The 20,804-nt window shown below is 67.0% G+C and carries 21 protein-coding genes; 11 read left to right on the top strand and 10 right to left on the bottom strand.

The window, feature by feature from the left end; translation table 11 throughout:
- Positions 1-18: 18 nt before the first annotated feature.
- The 4 genes from LK535_RS13455 to LK535_RS13440 form a co-directional block, all read right to left on the bottom strand.
- A complete protein-coding gene (locus LK535_RS13455; protein WP_227772440.1) occupies positions 19-1,374 on the bottom strand; it encodes an alginate export family protein in 1,356 nt (451 codons plus the stop codon).
- Positions 1,371-2,768, bottom strand: a complete 1,398-nt coding sequence (chrA, locus tag LK535_RS13450) for a chromate efflux transporter (RefSeq protein ID WP_227772439.1) — start codon at positions 2,766-2,768, stop codon at positions 1,371-1,373. Before chrA ends, LK535_RS13455 begins: the two co-directional genes overlap by 4 nt.
- A gap of 2 nt (positions 2,769-2,770) precedes the next feature.
- Entirely contained in the window at positions 2,771-3,718 is a 948-nt protein-coding gene (locus tag LK535_RS13445; RefSeq protein WP_227772438.1) for a chromate resistance protein ChrB domain-containing protein, read from the bottom strand.
- Positions 3,719-3,809: 91 nt separating this feature from the next.
- Positions 3,810-4,361 (bottom strand): transcriptional regulator, encoded by a 552-nt coding sequence (locus LK535_RS13440; RefSeq protein ID WP_227772437.1) that lies wholly within the window; start codon positions 4,359-4,361, stop codon positions 3,810-3,812.
- A 167-nt stretch (positions 4,362-4,528) separates the two neighbouring features.
- Here LK535_RS13440 and LK535_RS13435 point away from each other — a divergent pair, with 167 nt between their 5' ends.
- The 8 genes from LK535_RS13435 to LK535_RS13400 all read left to right on the top strand — a co-directional run bounded on the left by LK535_RS13435 (position 4,529) and on the right by LK535_RS13400 (position 12,419).
- A complete protein-coding gene (locus LK535_RS13435) occupies positions 4,529-5,965 on the top strand; it encodes a hypothetical protein (RefSeq protein WP_227772436.1) in 1,437 nt (478 codons plus the stop codon).
- A gap of 26 nt (positions 5,966-5,991) precedes the next feature.
- Complete coding sequence (locus LK535_RS13430) at positions 5,992-6,660, top strand: DUF2161 family putative PD-(D/E)XK-type phosphodiesterase (RefSeq protein WP_227772435.1); 669 nt, start codon at positions 5,992-5,994, stop codon at positions 6,658-6,660.
- A 71-nt stretch (positions 6,661-6,731) separates the two neighbouring features.
- Positions 6,732-7,481 carry an SDR family oxidoreductase gene (locus LK535_RS13425; protein ID WP_227772434.1) on the top strand — a complete coding sequence of 250 codons (750 nt, stop codon included), beginning with the start codon at positions 6,732-6,734 and terminating at the stop codon, positions 7,479-7,481.
- 112 nt (positions 7,482-7,593) lie between these two features.
- The gene (locus tag LK535_RS13420; protein ID WP_227772433.1) at positions 7,594-8,085 is read left to right on the top strand and encodes a nucleoside deaminase; all 492 of its coding nucleotides are present in this window, start codon (positions 7,594-7,596) and stop codon (positions 8,083-8,085) included.
- 11 nt (positions 8,086-8,096) lie between these two features.
- The gene (locus LK535_RS13415) at positions 8,097-8,282 is read left to right on the top strand and encodes a helix-hairpin-helix domain-containing protein (protein WP_227772432.1); all 186 of its coding nucleotides are present in this window, start codon (positions 8,097-8,099) and stop codon (positions 8,280-8,282) included.
- A 49-nt stretch (positions 8,283-8,331) separates the two neighbouring features.
- On the top strand, positions 8,332-11,400 hold the full coding sequence (locus tag LK535_RS13410; RefSeq protein ID WP_227772431.1) for a PAS domain S-box protein: 3,069 nt from the start codon (positions 8,332-8,334) through the stop codon (positions 11,398-11,400).
- Between the two features lie 50 nt (positions 11,401-11,450).
- Positions 11,451-11,672, top strand: coding sequence for a hypothetical protein (locus tag LK535_RS13405; protein WP_227772430.1), 222 nt, complete (start codon positions 11,451-11,453; stop codon positions 11,670-11,672).
- Positions 11,673-11,996: 324 nt separating this feature from the next.
- Entirely contained in the window at positions 11,997-12,419 is a 423-nt protein-coding gene (locus LK535_RS13400) for a hypothetical protein (RefSeq protein ID WP_227772429.1), read from the top strand.
- 100 nt (positions 12,420-12,519) lie between these two features.
- Here the strand turns inward: LK535_RS13400 and LK535_RS13395 are convergent, their stop codons facing one another.
- Entirely contained in the window at positions 12,520-12,735 is a 216-nt protein-coding gene (locus tag LK535_RS13395; RefSeq protein ID WP_227772428.1) for a hypothetical protein, read from the bottom strand.
- A 35-nt stretch (positions 12,736-12,770) separates the two neighbouring features.
- Between LK535_RS13395 and LK535_RS13390 the strand changes: the two genes are divergently transcribed.
- A complete protein-coding gene (locus LK535_RS13390; RefSeq protein WP_227772427.1) occupies positions 12,771-13,190 on the top strand; it encodes a hypothetical protein in 420 nt (139 codons plus the stop codon).
- 232 nt (positions 13,191-13,422) lie between these two features.
- On the opposite strand, the gene LK535_RS13385 is transcribed toward LK535_RS13390, so the two are convergent.
- From LK535_RS13385 to LK535_RS13365, 5 genes are all read right to left on the bottom strand, one after another.
- The gene (locus tag LK535_RS13385; protein ID WP_227772426.1) at positions 13,423-13,926 is read right to left on the bottom strand and encodes a MarR family winged helix-turn-helix transcriptional regulator; all 504 of its coding nucleotides are present in this window, start codon (positions 13,924-13,926) and stop codon (positions 13,423-13,425) included.
- A gap of 118 nt (positions 13,927-14,044) precedes the next feature.
- Positions 14,045-15,583, bottom strand: a complete 1,539-nt coding sequence (locus tag LK535_RS13380) for a DUF4139 domain-containing protein (RefSeq protein WP_227772425.1) — start codon at positions 15,581-15,583, stop codon at positions 14,045-14,047.
- A complete protein-coding gene (locus LK535_RS13375; RefSeq protein WP_415837137.1) occupies positions 15,583-16,995 on the bottom strand; it encodes a DUF4139 domain-containing protein in 1,413 nt (470 codons plus the stop codon). Before LK535_RS13375 ends, LK535_RS13380 begins: the two co-directional genes overlap by 1 nt.
- Before the next feature lie 139 nt (positions 16,996-17,134).
- Entirely contained in the window at positions 17,135-17,578 is a 444-nt protein-coding gene (locus tag LK535_RS13370) for a hypothetical protein (RefSeq protein ID WP_227772424.1), read from the bottom strand.
- A 94-nt stretch (positions 17,579-17,672) separates the two neighbouring features.
- Positions 17,673-17,846 carry a DUF465 domain-containing protein gene (locus tag LK535_RS13365; RefSeq protein WP_227772423.1) on the bottom strand — a complete coding sequence of 58 codons (174 nt, stop codon included), beginning with the start codon at positions 17,844-17,846 and terminating at the stop codon, positions 17,673-17,675.
- Positions 17,847-18,153: 307 nt separating this feature from the next.
- Here LK535_RS13365 and LK535_RS13360 point away from each other — a divergent pair, with 307 nt between their 5' ends.
- Both LK535_RS13360 and LK535_RS13355 read left to right on the top strand, forming a co-directional pair.
- Entirely contained in the window at positions 18,154-19,173 is a 1,020-nt protein-coding gene (locus LK535_RS13360) for a S8 family peptidase (protein ID WP_227772422.1), read from the top strand.
- Positions 19,174-19,239: 66 nt separating this feature from the next.
- Positions 19,240-20,706 (top strand): protein adenylyltransferase SelO, encoded by a 1,467-nt coding sequence (locus LK535_RS13355; protein ID WP_265334230.1) that lies wholly within the window; start codon positions 19,240-19,242, stop codon positions 20,704-20,706.
- Positions 20,707-20,804 lie beyond the last annotated feature (98 nt).

Raw genomic sequence — 20,804 nt, 5'->3', positions numbered from 1 at the left:
TGCGCGCGGGGCGCCTTCCTAGAAGGTCGCGGTCGCGTTCAGGGAGACATAGCGGGTCCATCTCCCTGCCGGGGCATTGGGCGCTTCCCGGAGAAAGCGGCCCTTGTCCAGCAGCACCGCGTCCAGCTCCAGCCGGAGCCAGGGGGTCAGCAAGTGGCGGATGCGCCCGTCGAACTGGGTACCGGCGAAGCGCCCGGCCCGGCCGCTGGCGTCGCGAACCCCGGTGGAGGCAAAGCTGTCCTCGCGCGCGGCGAGCCACATCGGCCGCAGCGTCGCCATCACGTCGGTGCGCTTGTCGGGGTTTGCCTCGATGCGCACGCCCGGGCTGATGATGTTGCTGCGCATGATGGCATTGTAGAGCCCGGCCGGCGCCAGATCGGCACGGCGCATCCCGAACAGCGTGTCGAACCGGCCGTATCTGCCGCCCGGCCGGTCGCCGCTGGCGTGATCATATTCGACCGACAGCCGCGTCTTCCAGCCATCGGCAAAGGTATAGCCGGCGTCGGCATGGACGAACCACGCCCGCACCGCCTGCCGCGGCGCGTTTGCGGCAAGGCTGGTCGACACATGCCCGCGCTGGCCGATCGCCTCCAGCTCGCCATCGAAATGTGCGGGCGCCGGGGCGCTGATCAGCCGCACACTGGCGGTGTTGAGCGATCGGTCGCGTGTCGGGCGGCCCGGCTCGTCCCGCTCGCCCAAGTGGAAGAACGACGCCTCGATCGTCGCCGGGCCGATCGCCCGCGCCCGGCTGACCAGCCCGCCCCATAGCACCAGGTCGAACCCTTCATGGTCGAAGGCAACCGCGTTCCGGCGCACGCGCGGCGGATCGTCGGGCCGGCGCTGTTGCGGCAAGGTGTAGATCAGCGTCGCAGTCCAGCCGTCCCGCCAGGCGAGATCGGCGCGCACGCCCGTATAGCCGTTGGTGGTGTTTCGATAATCATCGGCGGCGACCAGCCGGCGCGACCCCAGGTTCATGACGAAGCGCCCCCCCGCGATCGTCTCGGTGCTGCCCTGGCCCAGCAGCCCGGGCGTCGTCACCTCGGCAAAGGCCTGCACCAGTTCCAGCGCATTGACCTCGCCAGTGCTGACGGGCGTGCCGTCCTCGTCGCCGTAGACGCGGCTGTCCCATAATTCCCCGACCAGCCGGACGGGGCCGTCGCGATATTGCGCCATCAGGGTGGTGCGCAGGTTGAGCAGCTCGTCCGACGTGTTGAACCCGGCACGCGCCTGACCATCGATCGCCTCCACCCGTAACCGCGTGGAGCCTGAAAGCGACAGACCCTCCTTTGCGCCGCCCGCGGATTGCCCCCATGCCGGTGCGGCGAGGCACAGCAGGCTTGCCGCGGCGCCTGTCCAGTTGGCGCGACAGATCATCTGGCCAGCCCGCTGGCATAAAGGGCCACGCCGGCCGCGGCACAGGCCGAAAGCGTCCAGATCACGCCCAGTTTGAACCGGAACATCGCCACGATCGCTGCCACCGTCAGCGCGAGCGCCGCCGGATCGAGCGTCGACAATACCGGTACGTCCAGCGTGCGCCCGGCGATCGGCACGGCGCGTACTTCCCGGAACAGGGTGTGCAGGGCGAACCACACGGCCAGGTTCAGGATCACGCCCACCACCGCCGCCGTGATCGCCGCCAGCGCCGCAGATAACGCCTTGTTGCCGCGCAGTTTTTCGATGAACGGCGCGCCCAGGAAGATCCACAGGAAGCAGGGCACGAACGTCACCCAGGTCGTCAGCAACCCGCCCAGCGTCGCCGCCAGCAGCGGCGGCAGCCCGCTCGCCTCGCGCAGCGCGCCCATGAAGCCGACGAACTGGGTCACCATGATCAGCGGCCCGGGCGTGGTTTCCGCCATGCCGAGCCCGTCCAGCATCTCGCCCGGCCGCAGCCACCCGTAATGATCCACCGCCTGCTGCGCGACGTAGGCGAGTACGGCATAGGCCCCCCCGAACGTCACCACCGCCATGCGTGAAAAGAACAAGGCGATCTGGGTGAAGACATTGTCCGGCCCGAACAGCGCCAGCAGCGCGGCGACCGGCGCCAGCCACAGGAACAGCAGCGCGCCGCTGATCCGCAGGGACCAGCCAAGACCCGGCCGGGCATGGTCGGGCACATGCTCGCCCAGCGCGGTTTCGGCATCGGGAACGATCGCGCCCCCGCTGGACCCATGCCCGCCGCCTCCCATGAACGCGGCCCGGCCGGCACGCCCGCCGACAAAGCCGACGATCGCCGCGGCAAGGATGATCAGCGGAAAGGGCAGGCCGAGGAAGAAGATCGCCACGAACGACACTGCGGCGATTCCGCGCATCACATTGTTGCGCAACGCCCGCGATCCGATACGAACCACGGCCTGCAGGACGATGGCGAGTACCGCCGCCTTCAGCCCGAAGAACAACGCAGCCACGAACGGCACATCGCCGAACAGCGCGTAGATCCAGCTCAGCGCCATGATCGCGAGCAGCCCCGGCAGCACGAACAGCGTGCCGGCGACCAGCCCGCCTTTGGTCTTGTGCAGCAGCCATCCGATATAGATGGCGAGTTGCTGCGCCTCCGGGCCGGGCAGCAACATGCAGTAATTGAGTGCGTGCAGGAACCGGTGCTCCCCGATCCAGCGCTTCTCCTCCACCAGTACCCGGTGCATCATCGCGATCTGGCCGGCGGGGCCGCCGAAGCTGAGCGCCGCGATCTTCGCCCATATCTTCACCGCTTCGCCAAAGGGAATGCCGTGGTCTCGCGGTGCCGCGGCTGGATAGGGAAGGGTCGCCATCATCATTCTCCCCGACGTCTGGTGAAGTGCGCGTAGAGCCCGTCCAGCGCGGCCGAGCCTTGCGCAATGCGCTGCATGTCATCCTCGGTTGCGGCGCAGATCCCGTTGATGAGCGCTTCCACCCCGGCCGCCTCCGGGCGGTTGAACCGGGCATCGGCGATGTCGAGGTCGTGGATGATCTCGCCCAATGCCCTGAGCGCGGCATCCTCAGCGAGCCCGCCACGCACCAGCAGCGTTTCAAAGGTGCAGCGATCCCCCTCATGGGTGAACTCCGCATCCGCCATGTCGAAGCGGAGCTCGCCTGGCTCGGGGCGGTAGCCCTTGCCTTCCACGAATTTGAAGTTTGCCTCGGGATCGATGAACCGCCGGATCAGCCATGCGGAAGCGATGCGATCGACATGGACGTGCCGCCGGGTCACCCAGATGCGCGCCTTCAGCTCCGCCGGGGTCAGTGCCGGCGCGCCTTGGCCGCTGACGTCCGGGTGCCGGCGCGCGCGATCCTCGGCCTGGGCTATCGCGGCTTCAGCACTCAGCCGCCCGTGCGCGCCGAAGAAATCCGCGCTGGCAATCTCCGACAGCCGCTTGCGCAGCCGCGCGACGTCCGCCGCGGTGGCTTCCTCATTATCCGCCAGCGCGCGTGCCTCGCCGGCAAGATCCTCGTAATCGGCATCGCAGGCGGCGTCGAATTGGGCCTGCAACTCCGCGTCGGTCATGCCCAGCGCCATTCTGGCCTCCAGGATCAGCGCGTCTCCGCCGCTCTCGCTGATCTCGCGGTGCAGTTCCTCGAACCGCCCTCGGATCTCGGGCCGGTTGGGCAGGGCATGAACGGCGTTCTTGAGTGGTGCCGCGCCAATCGCCTGCAATCGCCGCCACACCTTGACGCGCAGATACGCCGGCTTTGCCGGAAGCTGGGGGATCAGCAATAGCCAGGGGTATAGCGGTTCAGACACAGATGTATCCTCGACTCGCAGCGAGTGTAACACCTGTATCGTAGTTGCCAAGCGCTGATGTTGCGGTTTCCGTCAGTGCGTGGCGGCCGCGCTATTTGCCCTCCGCTACGCGCTTGCGCGCTGCTGCCTTCACCGCCAGCCACCGTTCGCGCTCTGCCACCGCATCGGGCAGGGCACGGTGCGCCGGCGGCGTTTCCGGCCGGGCACCCGCCGTCATCACCACACGGTGCGTCTCGTCCTCAAGATGCGGGCCGGTGAGAAGGTGCTTCAGCTCCTCGCGCGCGGTTTCCTCCAGCGCCTCGCTGGTGTTCCGCAGGCGCAGGGCATGGCGATCCAGCCCGGCACCGCGCAGCAGCGCGCTCAGCCATTTGCCGTCCCACGACGGCGCGCTGGCGAACAGGTCATGCCCATCCAGCGCCTCGATCATCCGCGTTCCCACATCCTGCGCCGACTGCCCCTGTTCGCGCAGCAGCTCCCGGCTGAGGCCGTGGATCCGTTCGGACTCCTCGTCCCAGTCCGACCATTGCGGCAGTGGCGCGATCAGGTGGCTTTCCGACCGGCCATCCTGGAAAACCCAGGCGACCTCTACCGGCCAGCTGTGATCCGACAGCGACGATGCTTCGAAATCGAGGAACACCTTCATAGACTTCCTCTCCCGCTATCGGCGGCGCCTGTGCCGGCTATGTCATGGAAACGCGAGCGGCGGCGGAACGGTCCGGCGGCGATGAGCGCCGAGTGGATCCTCGTGGAGCGCAAATGGGTCGCCGGGCAAAAATCCCGGTGGCCCCGGCACTTGCCGCTGGCTAACGAATGACCGTGCACATCCTGGAAGGTTCGCTCGCGGCGATGGGCCGCATCCGTGTCTCGGCCGACGCGCCGTATTTCGTGACCGAGGATGGCGCGCCATGGACCCCCATCGGCCACAATGATGCGATCACCTGGCCCGAGCTCGCGCCCCTGTTTCGGCGGCGGGACATGGCGGCGGTGGAGCGGCACCTGTTGTACCTGCGCGCATCCGGCGTCACCTGCATTCGGCTGATGCTGGAATATTGCCACGGGGAGCACCGCTATCTCGAGCGGCCGGCGGGGCAATTCGCCCCTAATATGGTGCGGCTGTGGGATGACCTGTTCGCACTGCTGGAACGGATCGGCCTGCGCGTGTTGCTGACGCCGTATGACACGTTCTTCATGTGGATCCGCTGGCACCGCCACCCCTATAATCGCACCAATGGCGGGATGTGCGCCAGCCGCGACAGCTGGCTGACCTGCCCCGACACGCGCGCCGCGATCAAGCGCCGGCTTGCGTTTGCGAGCGATCGCTGGGGCGGCAGCCCGGCGCTGTTCGCCTGGGACGTGTGGAACGAGATCCACCCAGCGCATGGTGGGAATGACCCCGCCGCCGCGGCGCCGTTCGTCGAGGATCTGTCGCAATGGCTGCGCGCGCATGAGGTGGCGCGGCGCGGCTATGCCAACCTCCAGACGGTATCGATCTTCGGACCCGAACTCATTCGCCATCCCGCGCTGGTGGACACCATTTTTCGCCATGCCGCGCTCGATTTTGCCAATACGCATCTCTACGAACACGGCACCATCGACGACCCGCGCGACACGGTGGCCCCGGCACTTGCCGTCGCCCGGCTGATGCGCACCGCCGTGATCGAGGCGGGGGAGGGGCGGCCCGTCTTCGATTCCGAACACGGACCGATCCACAGTTTCAAGGATCGCAAGAAGACGCTGCCCGCCTCGTTCGATGACGAATATTTCCGGCACATCCAGTGGGCGCATCTCGCCAGCGGCGGCGCTGGCGGCGGAATGCGCTGGCCCAATCGGCATCCGCATGTGCTGACGCCCGGAATGCGCCACGCGCAGCGCGCACTTGCCGGCTTCTTGCCGCTGATCGACTGGACGCGGTTTCGCCGCCGCAACCTGAGCGAAGAGTTGCGCTGCGACGATCCCGGTGTGGCGGTGGTCGGCTGCGGCGATGCGGCGCAGGCGCTGGCCTGGCTGGTCCGTACCGATGCGCTTGGCCCCGATGGCACGCTGACCGAGCGTGAGACGGCAGCGCCGGCCACGCTGTGCGTGCCGGGGCTGGCGAACGGGGAATATTCCGTCACCGTCTTCGATACGCAGGCCGGCACCATCCTTGCCCGGGCAGAGGCGACAAGTGCCGGCGGCGTACTGCTGGCGCCCATCGGGCCGGTGCGTCGCGATGTGGCGGTGGCGATCCGCGCCCATTCACACGCGTGACGGAGGTGCCCGCCAAGCCGCGCCGGGTGGAACCACGGCTGAGCGAAACGGCGCTTTACCCGCCAGTAAAGGCGTTCCTTGAGGCGCAGGGCTTTGAGGTGAAGGGCGAGATCTGCGGCTGCGATGCGGTTGGGGTACGCGCTGACGAGCCGCCGGTGCTGGTAATCGCGGAGCTGAAGCTGTCGTTCACGCTGGAACTGGTGTTGCAGGCGGTAGAGCGGATGCGCTGCGCCGACCAGCTGTACTTGGCGGTGGTGGCCAGTCGGCGTGGGCGGGATCAGGACCCGCGGGTGGTTCGCCTGTGTCGCCTGCTCGGCCTGGGGCTGCTCGCCGTTGATCTGCGCATCGGGCGCGTCACTGTGCTGTGCGAGCCAACGCCTTACCGACCGCGTGCCAACCTGCCGCAGCGCCGCCGCCTGATCCGGGAGCATCACCGGCGCGCGGGCGATCCGACGCCCGGCGGCTCAAGCCGGCAGCCGATCATGACCGCTTATCGCCAGCGCGCGCTGGCCTGTGCGGCGGCAATCGGTGAGGATACTGCCCGCCCGCGCGACCTGCGCCACCTCGCCGAGGATGCCGGGGCCATCCTGTTGCGCAACGTCTATGGATGGTTCGAACGGGTCCGCCCGGGTCATTACCGCTTGTCCGATGTAGGGCGGGCGGCAGCGACAACGGCGGATCGCGCCGCCGCCTGAGAACCGGCCCTCGGTTGAGCGCGGCTGCCTGGCTGCGATGAACCGCTCGCCCGCCCGCGCATTGTGCCTGCATGGAAGCGGCATCTCTCGCGGGCAAGCGCGTGCTCGTCACCGGCGGCGCGGGCGGGGTCGGGCGTGCTGTCGCCACGCGGTTCATCAACCTGGGCGCCCGAGTGCTGATCGCTGATCGGCATGAGCCGGACCTGAGGCGGGTCGCGGAGGCAATCGCGCCGCCCACCGCGCCGGGCGTGCTGGAGGCGGTGGCCGCCGACCTGTCGAGCAGCAGCGGGCTTGCCCATGTGTTCGCGCGGGTCGACGCGGGGCTCGGCGGGCTCGACATCCTGGTAGCCTGTGCGGGTGTCGGCTCCGGTCCCCTGATGGACATGCCGGAACAGGACTGGCGCGCCGTGATCGAGAACAATCTCGTCAGCTATGTCGCCTGTACCCAGCGGGCCGTGGAGCGGATGCGCGGGCAGGGCGACCGGACCGGGATCATCATCCTGGTCGGCTCGATCAGCGTTCACATCAAGGCGGTGGGCGAAAGCGTGTATAATGCCTCCAAGGGCGGCGTCGCGTCCTTCGCAGAAACCCTGCGCAAGGAGATGATCCCCGACGGGATTCGCGTAACGCTGATCGAACCGGGTGCGATTGGATCGGCCATGCAGCCCTTTTCCGCGGAGGAACGCGACCGCCAGGTCGCCGATCACCGCATGCTGGCCCCGGAGCACGTTGCCGAAGCGATCCTGTTTGCCGCCACGAGGCCCCCCGGCGTGGATGTCGTCACGCTGCGGATCGAACCGCTGGTGCAAAAGATCTTCTAGAAACGCCGCGCGGGCTGCCGATCCGACTATCTTGTGTCCAATTATCTGGTCATAGAAAAGGCCCGCGGCGGACCATCTGGCCCATCGGCGCGTTGGCAGGGCGGAGGTGGCGATGACGGATGAAGACGAACGGTGGATGCGCCGGGCAATCGAGATTGCGCGGTCAAAGGGATCGCATCCCTCCACCTCGCCCCTCGGGTCGGTAATCGTGCTGAACGGACGGGAGATTGCCGGCGAGCGCAACCAGACGGCGGAACTGCCGGATGCGACTGCCCATGCCGAAATGATGGCGATCCGCCGCGCGTGCGAGGGGATCGGCGAGCAGGAACTGCGCGGCGCGACGCTTTATTCCACGCTTCAGCCGTGCGGCATGTGCACCATGGCCTCAATCTGGTCGAAGGTCGGCCGCGTGGTCTACGGCGCCGGGCGCGGTGACGTGCACGAGATGTATTTCGAGGCGAAGCACGTCGACACCTTGTCCTTCATCGCCGACGCTTACCGCGACGACATCGTGATCGAGGGCGGCTGCCTGCGCGAGGAATGCGCACAGCTTTATTATCCGCCCGATGCGCAGCTGCCGCGCGAAGAACTGGCCAATCTGTGAGCGAGCCTGGGATGATCGACATCAACACCGCCGCCGCCGAGGAGATTGACGCCGTGCCCCAGCTTCAGGGCCATGGCTTCGAGATCGTCCGTTACCGCGAGGAGCGGGGCCGCTTCACGGCCTTGCGCCAGCTGGAGGAGGTGCCGGGCATGGCCGGGAAGGCCGACGGCCTCGGCGATGTGATCCGTTGCGGATGATGGCCAGCGCGCTGTCCGGCGAGGCGGATTTTCGCTAATGGACCTCTTTATGGCAGAGCATCCTGCCTCCATGCCCGAGCCTACCGGCCTGATCGGTGGCGGGCAGGCGGGTGATCTCATCCGAGGCAAGGACTGGAGCACCACGCCGCTTGGCGCCATCGTGAGCTGGCCGGCCGAGCTGAAGGCCAATGTGCAGACGTTGCTGTCCTCGCCAGTGCCGATGGCGGTGCTGTGGGGCTCCGAGGGGATCCTCATCTATAACGACGGCTATGCCGAGGTATGCGGCCCCCGCCATCCAGAGGCGCTGGGCGGCAGCGTCCTTGAGGTCTGGCCCGAAGCGCGCGACTTCAACGCCAATGTGGTGAGCGCTGGCCTGCGGGGCGAGTCGCTCAGCTTCCACGCGCAAGAGCTGGAACTGTGGCGCTTTGGCCAGGCTGAACGGGTCTGGATGGACCTCGAATATCTGCCGATCCGCGACCATCAGGGCCGCCCGATCGGCAGTCTCGCCATCGTCATGGACATCACCAAGCGGGTGCTGGCGGAACGGCGGCTGGAGCGCAGCAGGGAGCAATATCGCTTTCTTGATGAGCTCGGCCAGGCGGTGGCGAACCTGCACGATGCCGATGACGTCCTTCGCGTCACCACCTGCATGGTCGGCGCTCATCTTCACCTGTCCAACTGCGCTTACGCCGATATGGATGAGGATGGGGACGGCTTCACGATCCGCGGCGATTGGTATGCGGCCGGCTCCCCGTCGATCGTTGGCCACTACAGCCTTGCCGATTTCGGAAGACTGGCGGTGGAGCGGCTTGGTGCGGGCGAGCCGCTGATCATCAACGACAATCTTGCCGAACTGGCGCCGGAAGAAGCGCGCACGTTTCGCGACATCGGCATCGCCGCCACCATTTGCATGCCGTTGATCAAGAACGGGCGGCTGCGGGCGTTGATGGCGATCCACCACCGCGAACCGCATGTCTGGACGGAGGATGAGCTGTCGCTGATCCGCCAGGTCACCGAACGGTCCTGGGCGCATGTAGAGCGCGTCGGCGCGGAGGCCAATCTGCGCGCGAACGAGGAACAATTGCGCCTTGCCATCGACGCGGCCGAGATCGGGCTTTGGGATGTCGATGAGATTACCGGCACACGTTTCTGGCAACCGCGCGTGAAGGCGATGTTCGGCATTTCACCCGACCGGCCGATCACTCCGCAGGATTTCGCTGCGGGACTGCATCCGGAAGACCGGGACCGGGTGGCCGATGCGCTTGCCGCCGCTGCCGATCCCGACCGCCGCGCGCTTTACGATGTCGAGTTCCGCGCCATCGGCAAGGAAGATGGCGTGGTTCGATGGGTTGCCGCAAAGGGGCGCGGCATGTTCCGCAACGGGCGCTGCCGGCGGGTAATCGGCACTGCGATCGACATCACGGAGCGCAAGCAAACCGAACAGGCACTGCGGGACCTCAACGCCACGCTGGAGCGCCGTGTGGCGGAGGGGCTCGCGGAGCGCAAGCTGCTCGCCGATGTCGTGGAAAATACCACCGCGATCATCTTCGTCGCCGATTGCGACTATCGCTGGCTGGCGATCAATAAGGCCGCGGCCGACGCGTTCGAGGCGATCTACGGCGTCCGGCCGGCGGTGGGTGACTCGATGCTCGAGCTGCTCGACCATGTGCCCGAGGAACGTGATCATCTCCGCGAAACCTGGGGGCGCGCCTTTGCCGGCGAGGAGTTCAGCCTGGTCGAGACGTTGGGTGATCCCGCGCGACAGCGGCGCTGCTTTCAGTTGAACTTCAACGTCCTGCGTGATCCGTCCGGTCGGCAGATCGGTGCCTGCCAGATTTCGCACGACGTGACGGAGCGGACCGCGGAACAGCGCCGCCTGGCGGAGGCGGAGGAGCAACTGCGCCAGGCGCAGAAGGTGGAGGCGCTTGGCCAGCTGACCGGCGGCGTCGCGCATGATTTCAACAATCTCCTTACGCCCATCATCGGCTCGCTCGACCTGCTGGTCCGTCGCGGGATCGGCAATGATCGCGAGCGTCAGCTGATCGGCGGCGCACTTCAATCGGCGGAACGGGCACGCACGCTGGTGCAGCGCCTGCTCGCCTTTGCCCGCCGCCAACCGCTTCAACCAACCGCCATCGACGTGCGCGCGCTGGTGACCGGCATGGGCGAGTTGGTGGCAAGCACCACTGGGCCGCAGGTTCAGGTGGTGATCGAGGCGGCCGATGATCTGCCGCCGGCCCGGGCGGATCATAATCAGGTCGAGATGGCGCTGCTGAATCTCGCCGTGAACGCGCGCGATGCCATGTCGGAGGGCGGCACCCTGCGCATTTCCGCTGCACCCCGCGTGGTGGAGGAAACGGAGGAGGGCGGTGAGCTGAAGCCGGGCCGCTACGTCATGGTGTCGGTTGCCGACACTGGCGTCGGCATGGACGCGGAAACCGCCGCGCGCGCCATCGAGCCGTTCTTTTCCACCAAGGGGATCGGCAAGGGCACGGGTCTTGGCCTGTCGATGGTCCATGGCCTTGCACGCCAGCTTGGCGGCGGCATCCGCATTTTCAGCCGCCCCGGCTTCGGCACCAATGTTGAGCTATGGCTTCCCGCCGCAAGCGAGGCGGCCAGTCCTCATCCGCCCGGCGGCGAGGAGCCGGCGCCCCGTTCCGGCCGTCGGGGCAAGGCGCTGCTCGTCGACGACGAGGATGCCGTGCGCACCGCAACCGCGCACATGCTGGAGGAGGCCGGCTTCACCGTGATCGAGGCGGCTTCCGGCCAGGCGGCGCTCGTCGCGCTGGGGGAGCAACCCGATATGGCCGTGCTTGTCACCGATCACCTGATGCCCGGCATGGACGGCACTCAGCTCGCCCGACGCGCCAAGCTGATCCGTTCGGACCTGCCGTGTCTAATTATTTCCGGCTATGCCGATGTCGAAGGGATCGCCCCGGACCTCCCCCGTCTTGCCAAGCCGTTCCGCGCCCGCGAGTTGATCGACGCGCTGAACATGATCCTCCCCGCCGATCCGGATTCCGGTTCCGCCCACTCTGAGCCGTCAGCCGCTCCGCGTGCGGACAACGCGCCCGCGGCCGGCGGCTCACGCGCAGCCGCTGACACTCGTCTGCCGTGAGTAAACGACGGGCGCTGGTTGAGCTCATCCATTTGGATCCTGGCGGGCAAATGCCGCCATTTCCTGACGGAGAACCTTGGCTTCTGGTCGAGGCGAGCGACGATGGCCGGTTCTTCGGCACCGGCTGTGGCCGGACGCCGGGCGGAGACGACGTATTCTACATATCCGCGGTCGAGAACGACGGGCACTTGGAAGAAGCGATTAACGCCGCAACGGCGTGGGCGGAGAAGCGAGGTGTGCCGCGCATCTGGATCAAGGCGACCCCTGATTAGCGAACGAGCGCTGGCTATCCCAACCTGCCCCGCCATGGCGGCACATCTGGTGCTGACCTGATCCCACTGCATCGCGCCACCCGCACTTGTTCATGTTGCAGCAAGAATCTTCTGTTCCGAAATAGAACAATGATCGACGACGTGGATACTTAGGTCGGCTATCTTAAGGTAAGATATCGAACTTACCCAGATGCGGTAGATGGTTGCGAACATCCGACGAGAAACGACGATATAAAAAATTCGCGATTTCGGGTGAACCTTTACGATCCTTGTGCGCTTCTCCGCGGTCCTCCTCGTAAGAGGGCCAAGATATCGGAGAGTACAATGCGTATCACTTCCATGTTTGCGACCGTTGCTGCAGCTGGCCTGTTGAGTGCGACTGCCGGCGCGCAGACCACCGCTGGAGGCGGCACCGCAGCCTCGAGCCCGCAGGGTTCGGTTGCTGGCGGCGCATCGGGCGGCACGATGAGCACGGGACAGCAGAAGCGGATGGATCGTGCGGCCAAGCGTGATCAGCGTCAGGCCGGCAGCTCGTCTTCGACCTATGGCGCAGGCTCCATCTACACCGATCGTACCAAGGCGACCGGCGGCGTAGCGGCCGGCGGCACGGCGACGGGCACCGGCGCGACGTCGAGCGGCACCTCGGTGGACGCTTACGGGTCTACCGATCGTAACGGATCGACTGGCGAAGTCTTCGGCGACAGCTCGGCAACGGCCACGACGCCGCAGACCGACCCGAAGAACTGAGAATGAGGGGCGGGCCTTAACGGCCCGCCTCCGTTTTCGTGGCGATAGCACTTATCCTTGCCCTTGCAGCCGCGGCACCGTCGCAGTGCAGGCAAGTTCATTATTTCGCCGACGGTCGGATCGAGACGACAATGGTCGATGACGATGGTGCGCACAGCGCCAGCGCAAGCTCGCATGCGTCGGGCGCCTCCTCATCACACAGTTCGGTTTCGGCTTCTTCGTCGAGCAACGGGCGCTCGTCGGTCTCCAGCAGCAGTTCTTCGGACGGGAAAACCCGATCCGTGCGTGTCACACGCGATGAAAAGGGCTGCACCATCACGATCGACGAGCGACACAATCAGGAGTAACCCTATGCGTAGCCTTCTCCTTTTGGCGCCGGCGCTGATGCTTGCGGGTACCGCAACGGCGCAGTCGAACACGAGCAGCGCCGGTACTGCCTCGCCAACCACCGGCGATGTTTCCGCCGGCACCACCACTGGTGGCATGAGCGGCGATGGCACCGTCGGCGTCTCAGGCACGGCCGACGCTGCTGCGGCGAATGGCGGCACGGCGACCACCGACGCCAGCGCGCGCTTCAACACGGCGAACAACACGGCACGCCAGCGCTCGACCGCCACTGCGCGGGACGATGACGAGCGTGCCCGGTCGCGGTCGATGACCAACGTCAACCCGAACGGTGACGTGCGTTCGAACTCCATGACGATCTACAAGCAGCGCGGTGAAAAGCCGGTGATCTCGCGCGAGCGGACGGTCAACGGCGAACCGAAGTAACGGAAGCGCCCGTCAGACAAGGGTCGCGGCGGTCCATCGCCGCGGCCTTCGTTGTAGGGACAGGGCGCGGAATTGCGCATGGGGTGAGGGCGGCAGCGGCCGCTCGCCTCACGAGATCGCGCCCGTGATCGTCGGCAGTATCGGCTGCGAGCGCAGCTGGACCGCAATCCCGCCTTACATTCGGCCGTTCACCCTCGCGAGCTGACGGCCCGGTGTTTCACTCTCCACGGGATCACGCGCGCACGTCGGTGACGGTGGGAAGCTTGCGCGCTTCCTCGGCGAGGTTGCTGATCACTTGCCGCAGCAGCCGTTGCAGGGTTTCGACCTCTTCGTCGCTCATGCCGGCCGTTGCGATGGCATGCACCTCCGCATTCAGCGGGGCGAGCTTTTCCTCAAGCTCCCGGGCGAAGGGCGTGAGATGAATGTAGATCTTGCGCCGATCCACCTCGCTTTTCACACGCCGCACGAGGCCGGCGGCCTCCAGCCCCTTCAGCGCGACCACCGTGGTCGGCTCGCGCATGCCGACGCGCTCGCTCAACTCGCGCTGGGTGATGCCATCGGCAATCCATAGCTGCCGCAGGAAACGCCACTGCCCCGCCGAAATCTCATGCTGAAGCGTGTATTTCTCGAGCACGCGCGAGAAGTTGCGAAATACCAGCCGTGTGAGATAGCCGATACTGTTCTCTGGGCTCCGGTAGTAATCCGCAGGCTTCCTGATGGTCCGGTTTCGACGCAAAAGCGGGTCTCCTCTGGTGCCGCGCGGGCGACCGTAGCAGCCGCTAACGTACGGGCAAGCGGGCGGCTCCACGCTGGCCCGCGGCGGCCGTGCCGCAACCCCCGATCCGCCACAATCGTCAGTAGCGATATGTGAGGTCCGCGCGGCCGCCGGGCGGCAAGGTAACGATCCAGGTGGCGACCCCGTCGATCCGTGGAAGCGCCGGGTCCGCCTTGATCTCCTGTCGTGCACTGCCGATGGCGACGTCCAGCATCGCCGGACGCGCGGTGGCATTAGTGGCGGTCAGCCGCATTTCACCCGAGGCAGCGACCTTCTGCTCGATCGTGACCTGGTGGCTGATTCCCGCGGGGAGGCGAAACGCCTCGCCCTCCGCCCGGTCGGTCATGTTTCCCAGCCCCAGCAACAGGCGCTGGCCATCAGCACGCCGGCTATAAGCAGCGGTGCTTCCCGCCGGCAGCGGCAGGCCCAGCCCGGCCTCCGTGCTGTTGCGCATCGCCAGCACCATTGTCGTGGGTGCCCCATCCAGGACTTGTCGGGGAAAAACGCTGGCGCGGTAGCGGCGCTGGAAGGAAACCTGCTCACGGGCCAGCAGCGCGATCTGCTTTTGCCCGCGCGCGCTCACCGTGACGCGTTCGGGCGCACGATAGAGTTTCAGATCGCCGAGGTCTTCCGGCGGCGGCGGAGGTGGCGGGGGAGGCGGCGGTGGCGGGGCCGGGACGGCCAAGGCCATCTGGGGCATGGCAAAGGCGCGCGATGCCGTGACGACGATCTCGTGCTTCTCCAGCCGAAGGCCGGACGTCGTGGTTCCCAGGGGATAGCAACGCAGCGACAAGGCCTGAACGGCGGCGCTCAGATCGCCGGTGACGATGCGGTTGAGCCGCCCGGCCACCGCGGAGACGCGCGCCCGTGGAAAGGCCTGCACATTACCGTTCGCAAGCGTCAGCCAGGCGAACAGGTCCAACGATGCACCGTCCTGCGCGACCGTCGCGACATAGCTGGCTCGCCAGTCGAAGCCGGAGGCGAGATAGCTGAGGCGAACGGTCGCCGTCCGTGCCGAGGGGCTGACGGTGGAAATGCTGAGCACCGGCTCGCTCGAGAGGCCAGGGGGAACCCGATCGAAGCTGAGTCGTTCAGGAACGCCCGAGCAGCGCAGCGTTTCGATCCCAGCCGCCGTGCGCAGCACGACGCCGGGCTCCGGGCCGGCCACGATTGTGGCGGGTTCGCTGACAGCGCGGCCTGTGGCCCTGTCCGTGCGGGTCAGCGTCACGTCTCGGCCGAGGGTGCCGTCGGCCAGAGACGCCGGGGACAGCAGCCGGGCCTCGCGGTTCTTCTCCACCACGCCGCCGGGCAGCCCCTCCACCACCGCGCTGACCGGGATAATGCCCTCCGCCACTCCTTCGAAGCGAAGCACGGCGGGGCCGCGCGGCAGCGTCACTCGTCTCGTCTCTGTTACCAGCGCGAATCCATCGAGGTAGCGCAGGTTGATCGCACCCTTGCCCGCCGGTGCGCGGTAGACGGTCAGGGCCAGATCCTGCGGTGCCGCCGAGGTGACAATCGCAGGCGCTCCCCCGGACCGCGCTGGCCGGACCTGAGCAGCGGTGACGCCGGCCACGCCAGCCGCGGCCACCGCAAGGCACCAGAGGCGGGTGGATCGCATCAGTAACGAGTGTCGAACGTGGCGGTGACCACAGCCTCCCCTTTGGCGGGCACCTGCACTTGCCATACCGCCGTGCCGGCGTCCTGCCGCTCGCTCTTGAGGCTTTCCTGAAGGATACGGGTATCGCCCCAGGCAAGACCACCCTGCACCAGCTCCACCGTCACCGGCTGCGCGCGCGCGTTGGTCACGCGATAGCGCACCTGCGTGCGCCAGCGATCGTCAGCCGTGTTGGTTCGCGCGACCAGCGTGGGCTGCACCTTCACGTCAAAGGCGTCGCCGGTCGGCAGCGTGATCGTGGAGCCCTGCGGCGTATGATCGATCCGGTTCTCGCCGGTGAATTGCGGCTGGCCACGCGCATCGCGGATATAGACCCGAACGACGCCGGCCGGCAACGCATCGCCCAACCCCGCCGCCCCCGAATTGGCGAAGCGCAGGACACTTTGCGCGCTCGCTGGCTCTCCGCTGCCGAGCCAGGGGTTCTGGAAACGATAGCCGGAAGAAGCGCGCGCACCCTTGGCATCAAGGAAGCTGACCTGCTTGGTCTGCTTGTCCGCGATGGTTGTGCGCTCCGCAAGCGGATAAAGGTAGAAATCGCCAAGCTGTTCTCGCGAAGCCGCTTCGGTGCCCGGCTGGATGCGTGTCGGGCGGCGCGGGCGAGGCGCATATTGCTGCATCTCTTCCGCTGACCCGACCTCACCGGCAACCAGCAGGGTGCGCGCGTTGGTGAAGGTGGTCCCGCTGCTGTTCTGAAGCGTGATCCAGCCCTGCACGTCCACCATGCCGTTCTTGTCATCGAACAGGGCGACATAATCGGCGCTCCAGCCAAGCCCGCGGGTGAGGTAGGAGAGGCCCGCCGGTCGGCTGCCCGCGCGATTGCTGGCAAGGGTGACCGACAGGGTCGGGCGCGCGCGCAAGGATTCCGGCACGCGATCGAACACGGCGCGCACTGGGAGCCCGTCGTCGCGCAGCACCTCGATGCGCCCGCCGATGTCGAGAACCACACCGCCGTTCACCGCCAGCACACGCGCCCGCTCGCGCGTTTCCGCTCCGGTGGCGGGGTTGGTGCGCACCAGCGTGATCGTCTCGCCCACCGCCTTTTCCATCAGGCTGGACGGGCTGAGCAGGTCATAATCGAAATTCTGTTCAACGATGGCGGCATCGTCCACCGACAACGACACGGTTTCCGGCCGGATCTGTGCGCTTACGTCTGGGAAGCTCTGGCGCACGCGGCCATTCGGCAAGGCGAGCGTGCGCACGTCCTGCACCAGCGCAATATCGTTATTGTAGATGGTGACCGACAGATCGCCCTGCGCACTGCCAGCCTCTGGCGCAGCAGCGGGTGGCGGCAGGTCTTGTCGCGCGGCAGCGACGGGCAGCGCGAGAACAACCGCCAACATTCCGAAACCGGCCATCCCCGCCCCCTGTCGTTTCAACCACCATGCGTCGCAAGGGAGAACTGCGCAATCGGCGGGATGTGTCCAGGGGGCGGAGGGCCCAATATGCTGCGGAGCGCCGGGGAGGGGGCGGCACGCCCCGCAGCGGGATTCACGATCAATCGGCGCGCGCGCCCGATGCCAAGCGGTCAAGGTCCGTCAGCAGCACGCTGCGATCGGCCTCGGCGGCTTTCACGAGATGCTGGCTTCCATCGCCCAGGCGCTCCGCAACGTCGCGGGCGATCGCACCGCGGCTCGCGCTGCACCAGCCCGGGCGGCTGCCGTTCGCGACATTGTCCTGAACGAAGCTGCGCGAAGCCAGCGCGCCCGCCGCAGTGGTGGCGGTGCGGTTTACCTCCATCTTTGCCGTCCAGACGCAACGAAGCGTCGAGGGCCGGCCGGCGGGAGCAACCGCCCCGACCTGCTTGTGCTGGATGCCGATCGCCCCGCTATACTCAGCCTTGGCGGTACCGGAGGAATGCGGAACGGAAAGGCTGTGCGCCGGAAGCGGAGTGGCGGTCGCAGCGGCCGCCGCGACGGCAAGGGTGGCAAACAAGGTCATCGGAATTCCTGAAAATCTGGTGGCGCACGGCCGGACCGAATGGCGGGATCGAAAGGGCCGATCGCCGCCGTGCGCCGGTTGAGAATGGGGTCGATCAGCCCGCCTGTGGCTGCCACGACAGGCTGTGCAGCCGGTCCTTGACGCGCAAACGCAGCTTCTTGAGCCGCAACAGGCGCAAGCTGTCGGGCATGCGCCGCTTCAGCTCGGTACGGATCTGCTCATCCAGCCGTTTATGAAGCTGGGTGAGATTGTAACGATGGGAACTCAACGCCTCTCTCCAATCAGTGATTGAATGATCGGATCAGCGCAGATGTGAGAAGGCAGACAGCAGGCCTACATCGAGCTAACCCGATGCGGTCCGACATCACGTTCGTCCAAAGACGAGCGCCAGAGGGGCCCGGTCCGCACCTTTGAGATAAAGTCTCCGCCACGAAGATCAAGGCCGCTCTCCGGCAGCCACAAAATGTAACACTGACGGACCGGCGCAGAAGCAAAGAGGACCATCTTTCAATCGGTTGCGCGCATCCTACATGGGGTGGGTCGGGCTGGTTGCCTGATTCCTCTGGAGCTTCGACGTGCCTGCATCCCGCCTCGGGAGCTGGGCCGGTGCCTTGCTGCCGGCGCTTCTCTCCCTGCTGATCTCTACCGCGCCGGCATCTGCCAGCCCGGGGGCCCCCGTAGAGGCGCCGCCGCGCCGCAACAGCCTGGAAGCGCGCCTGAGCTGGGGCGTCACCGCGGCTGGCGCATCACGTGCCTATCGCAAGGGTGCCACTGGTCAGGGGGTGGTGGTCGCGATGATCGACACTGGCCTGACCGCGGCGAAGCTCGACATGTTCAGCCACCTGTCACCGCATTCCACCGATCTGGTGGCCGATCGCCGGCTGGATGACGGCGACCGGGCGCATGGTGAACAGGTGGCCTCGCTGCTGGCGGCACGGGTGGACGGTGCCGGGACCTACGGCATCGCTTACGGTGCAACGCTGCTGCCGATCCGCGCCGATCGCGACGGCTCGTGCCTGCGGGTGTGCGCCTTCGATCCCGAGGTGCTGGCCGAAGCGATCGATTATGCCGTGGCCCGTGGCGCGCGCGTGATCGGCCTGCCGGTCGCGGCGCAGCGGCCGATCCCCGCGATCGAGCCGGCGCTGGCTCGCGCAGTGGCGAGCGGCGCAGTGATCGTGGCGGCCGCTGGCAATGACGGTGGAAGCCAGCCGGTCTGGCCGGCGCGCTATGCCGCCGATCCGCGTTTCGGGGCATCGATGATCGTTGCGGGCGCCAGCACGCCGCGCGGCAGGCCGGCCGCCTGGACCAACAAGGCAGGCGCCACCGAGGATCGCTATCTCGTCGCGCCGGGGCAGCAAGTGATCGTCGGCTGCACCACACGAACCTGCCGCCTGACGTCCGGGACTTCTTACTCGGTGGCCTATGCGGCGGGAGCGCTCGCCGTGCTGCTCAGCCGGGCGCCGGAGCTGTCCACCAGCGACGCGGCCGGACTGTTGCTCGACAATGCCAATGATCTGGCGTCGCGCGGACCCGATCCGGCGACCGGGCGCGGTCGGCTTGACGTCGATCGTGCCTTGCGCGCGCTGGATCACTGATTCACGATCATGCCGGCGATTGGCCGGTGCCACGCAACTTCGCAGGGGGCGAGCGGTTCCAGCCAGATGGCCATTGCGTTCAACAACAGCTACGCTCGCCTGCCGGAGCGCTTCTTCGCCTCGGTACGGCCGCTGCAAAGCCCGTCGCCCGCGCTTATCCAGGTGAATGAGCCGCTAGCGGCCGACCTGGGTATCGATGCGGAGTGGCTGATGAGCCCGGCGGGCCTCGACGTGCTTTCCGGGCGCACGATTGCCGAAGGATCGGAGCCGATCGCCCAGGCCTATGCCGGGCATCAGTTCGGGAATTTCCAGCCGCAGCTGGGTGATGGCCGCGCGGTCCTGCTCGGCGAAGTGATCGACCGGGACGGGCGGCGGCGTGACATTCAGCTGAAGGGCGCGGGGATCACGCCCTTTTCGCGATCTGGCGACGGTCGCGCTGCGCTTGGCCCGGTGCTGCGGGAATATCTGGTCAGCGAATATATGGCGGCGCTCGGCATTCCGACCACCCGCGCGCTCGCCGCTGTGACAACAGGCGATGCGGTGATGCGCGAGGAAATATTGCCGGGCGCGATGCTGACCCGCGTCGCCTCCAGCCATATCCGTGTCGGCACCTTTCAGTTCTTTGCCGCGCGCGGCGATGTCGAGGGGCTGCGGCTGCTGGCCGATCATGTCATCGAGCGCCACTATCCCGCGGCAAAATCAGGAGAAAATCCTTACCGCACGCTGCTTGATGCGGTGATCGCGGCGCAGGCCGTACTGGTCGCGCGCTGGCTGCAGGTGGGCTTCATTCATGGCGTGATGAACACCGACAACATGTCGGTTGCCGGCGAGACGATCGATTATGGGCCGTGCGCGTTCATGGACCATTATGATCCGGCGACCGTGTTCAGCTCGATCGACCGGGCGGGCCGTTATGCCTATGCCAATCAGGCGCGCATCGCCCTTTGGAACCTAACGCGCTTCGCCGAAACGCTGTTGCCCCTGATCGATGCGCAGCAGGAGGCGGCGGTGGAGCAGGCGCAAACGGCCTTGAGCGGCTTCGCGCCGGCCTTCGAAGGAGCGTATTTCGGCCGCTTTGCGGAGAAGATCGGCCTCACCGAAAAAGATCCCGACGATCGTGCGCTGATCGATGATCTGTTGAAGCGGATGGAGGAGAACCAGGTCGATTTCACCCTGCTGTTCCGGCACCTCGGCCAGGCGGTGAGCGGGGATGACGAGCCGGCGCGGTCGCTGTTCGTCGATCCGACGGCTTTCGACGGCTGGGCCGGCGAGTGGCGCGCGCGGCTGGCACAAGACGGGCGCGAGGCGGGCGAGCGCCGCGCCGCGATGGACCGGGTGAACCCCGCCTTCATTCCGCGCAACCATCAGGTGGAAGCGATGATCGCGGCGGCGGTGCAGCGGGAGGACTTTGCCCCGTTCCACCGCATGCTGGACGTGCTGTCGCGCCCCTATGACGATCAGCCGGACGCCGCCGCGCTGGCAGAGCCGCCCCAGCCGCATGAACGGATCGCGGCGACGTTCTGCGGCACCTGAACCGCGGTCCAGCGCGCCGACCGGCCGACGACAGGCGCGGCAGCGAGTTTGCAGCAAAGAGGCGGGCAGGGATCCTGATCCGGCCTTTATCGCGGTGC

The sequence above is a fragment of the Sphingomonas sp. IC4-52 genome (assembly GCF_020707225.1).
Lineage (GTDB): Bacteria > Pseudomonadota > Alphaproteobacteria > Sphingomonadales > Sphingomonadaceae > Sphingomonas.
Note: the sequence above shows the minus strand (reverse complement) of the source record. Positions and strands in the feature narration are given on the sequence as shown.

What these genes read in the sequence shown, in the direction of transcription:
- LK535_RS13455 (WP_227772440.1), bottom strand. Translation starts at nt 1,374, where the DNA reads ATGATCTGTCGCGCCAACTGGACAGGCGCCGCGGCAAGCCTGCTGTGC.
- chrA (WP_227772439.1), bottom strand. Translation starts at nt 2,768, where the DNA reads ATGGCGACCCTTCCCTATCCAGCCGCGGCACCGCGAGACCACGGCATT.
- LK535_RS13440 (WP_227772437.1), bottom strand. Translation starts at nt 4,361, where the DNA reads ATGAAGGTGTTCCTCGATTTCGAAGCATCGTCGCTGTCGGATCACAGC.
- LK535_RS13435 (WP_227772436.1), top strand. Translation starts at nt 4,529, where the DNA reads ATGACCGTGCACATCCTGGAAGGTTCGCTCGCGGCGATGGGCCGCATC.
- LK535_RS13425 (WP_227772434.1), top strand. Translation starts at nt 6,732, where the DNA reads ATGGAAGCGGCATCTCTCGCGGGCAAGCGCGTGCTCGTCACCGGCGGC.
- LK535_RS13420 (WP_227772433.1), top strand. Translation starts at nt 7,594, where the DNA reads ATGACGGATGAAGACGAACGGTGGATGCGCCGGGCAATCGAGATTGCG.
- LK535_RS13415 (WP_227772432.1), top strand. Translation starts at nt 8,097, where the DNA reads ATGATCGACATCAACACCGCCGCCGCCGAGGAGATTGACGCCGTGCCC.
- LK535_RS13410 (WP_227772431.1), top strand. Translation starts at nt 8,332, where the DNA reads ATGGCAGAGCATCCTGCCTCCATGCCCGAGCCTACCGGCCTGATCGGT.
- LK535_RS13405 (WP_227772430.1), top strand. Translation starts at nt 11,451, where the DNA reads ATGCCGCCATTTCCTGACGGAGAACCTTGGCTTCTGGTCGAGGCGAGC.
- LK535_RS13400 (WP_227772429.1), top strand. Translation starts at nt 11,997, where the DNA reads ATGCGTATCACTTCCATGTTTGCGACCGTTGCTGCAGCTGGCCTGTTG.
- LK535_RS13395 (WP_227772428.1), bottom strand. Translation starts at nt 12,735, where the DNA reads ATGGTGCAGCCCTTTTCATCGCGTGTGACACGCACGGATCGGGTTTTC.
- LK535_RS13390 (WP_227772427.1), top strand. Translation starts at nt 12,771, where the DNA reads ATGCGTAGCCTTCTCCTTTTGGCGCCGGCGCTGATGCTTGCGGGTACC.
- LK535_RS13380 (WP_227772425.1), bottom strand. Translation starts at nt 15,583, where the DNA reads ATGCGATCCACCCGCCTCTGGTGCCTTGCGGTGGCCGCGGCTGGCGTG.
- LK535_RS13375 (WP_415837137.1), bottom strand. Translation starts at nt 16,995, where the DNA reads ATGGCCGGTTTCGGAATGTTGGCGGTTGTTCTCGCGCTGCCCGTCGCT.
- LK535_RS13370 (WP_227772424.1), bottom strand. Translation starts at nt 17,578, where the DNA reads ATGACCTTGTTTGCCACCCTTGCCGTCGCGGCGGCCGCTGCGACCGCC.
- LK535_RS13355 (WP_265334230.1), top strand. Translation starts at nt 19,240, where the DNA reads ATGGCCATTGCGTTCAACAACAGCTACGCTCGCCTGCCGGAGCGCTTC.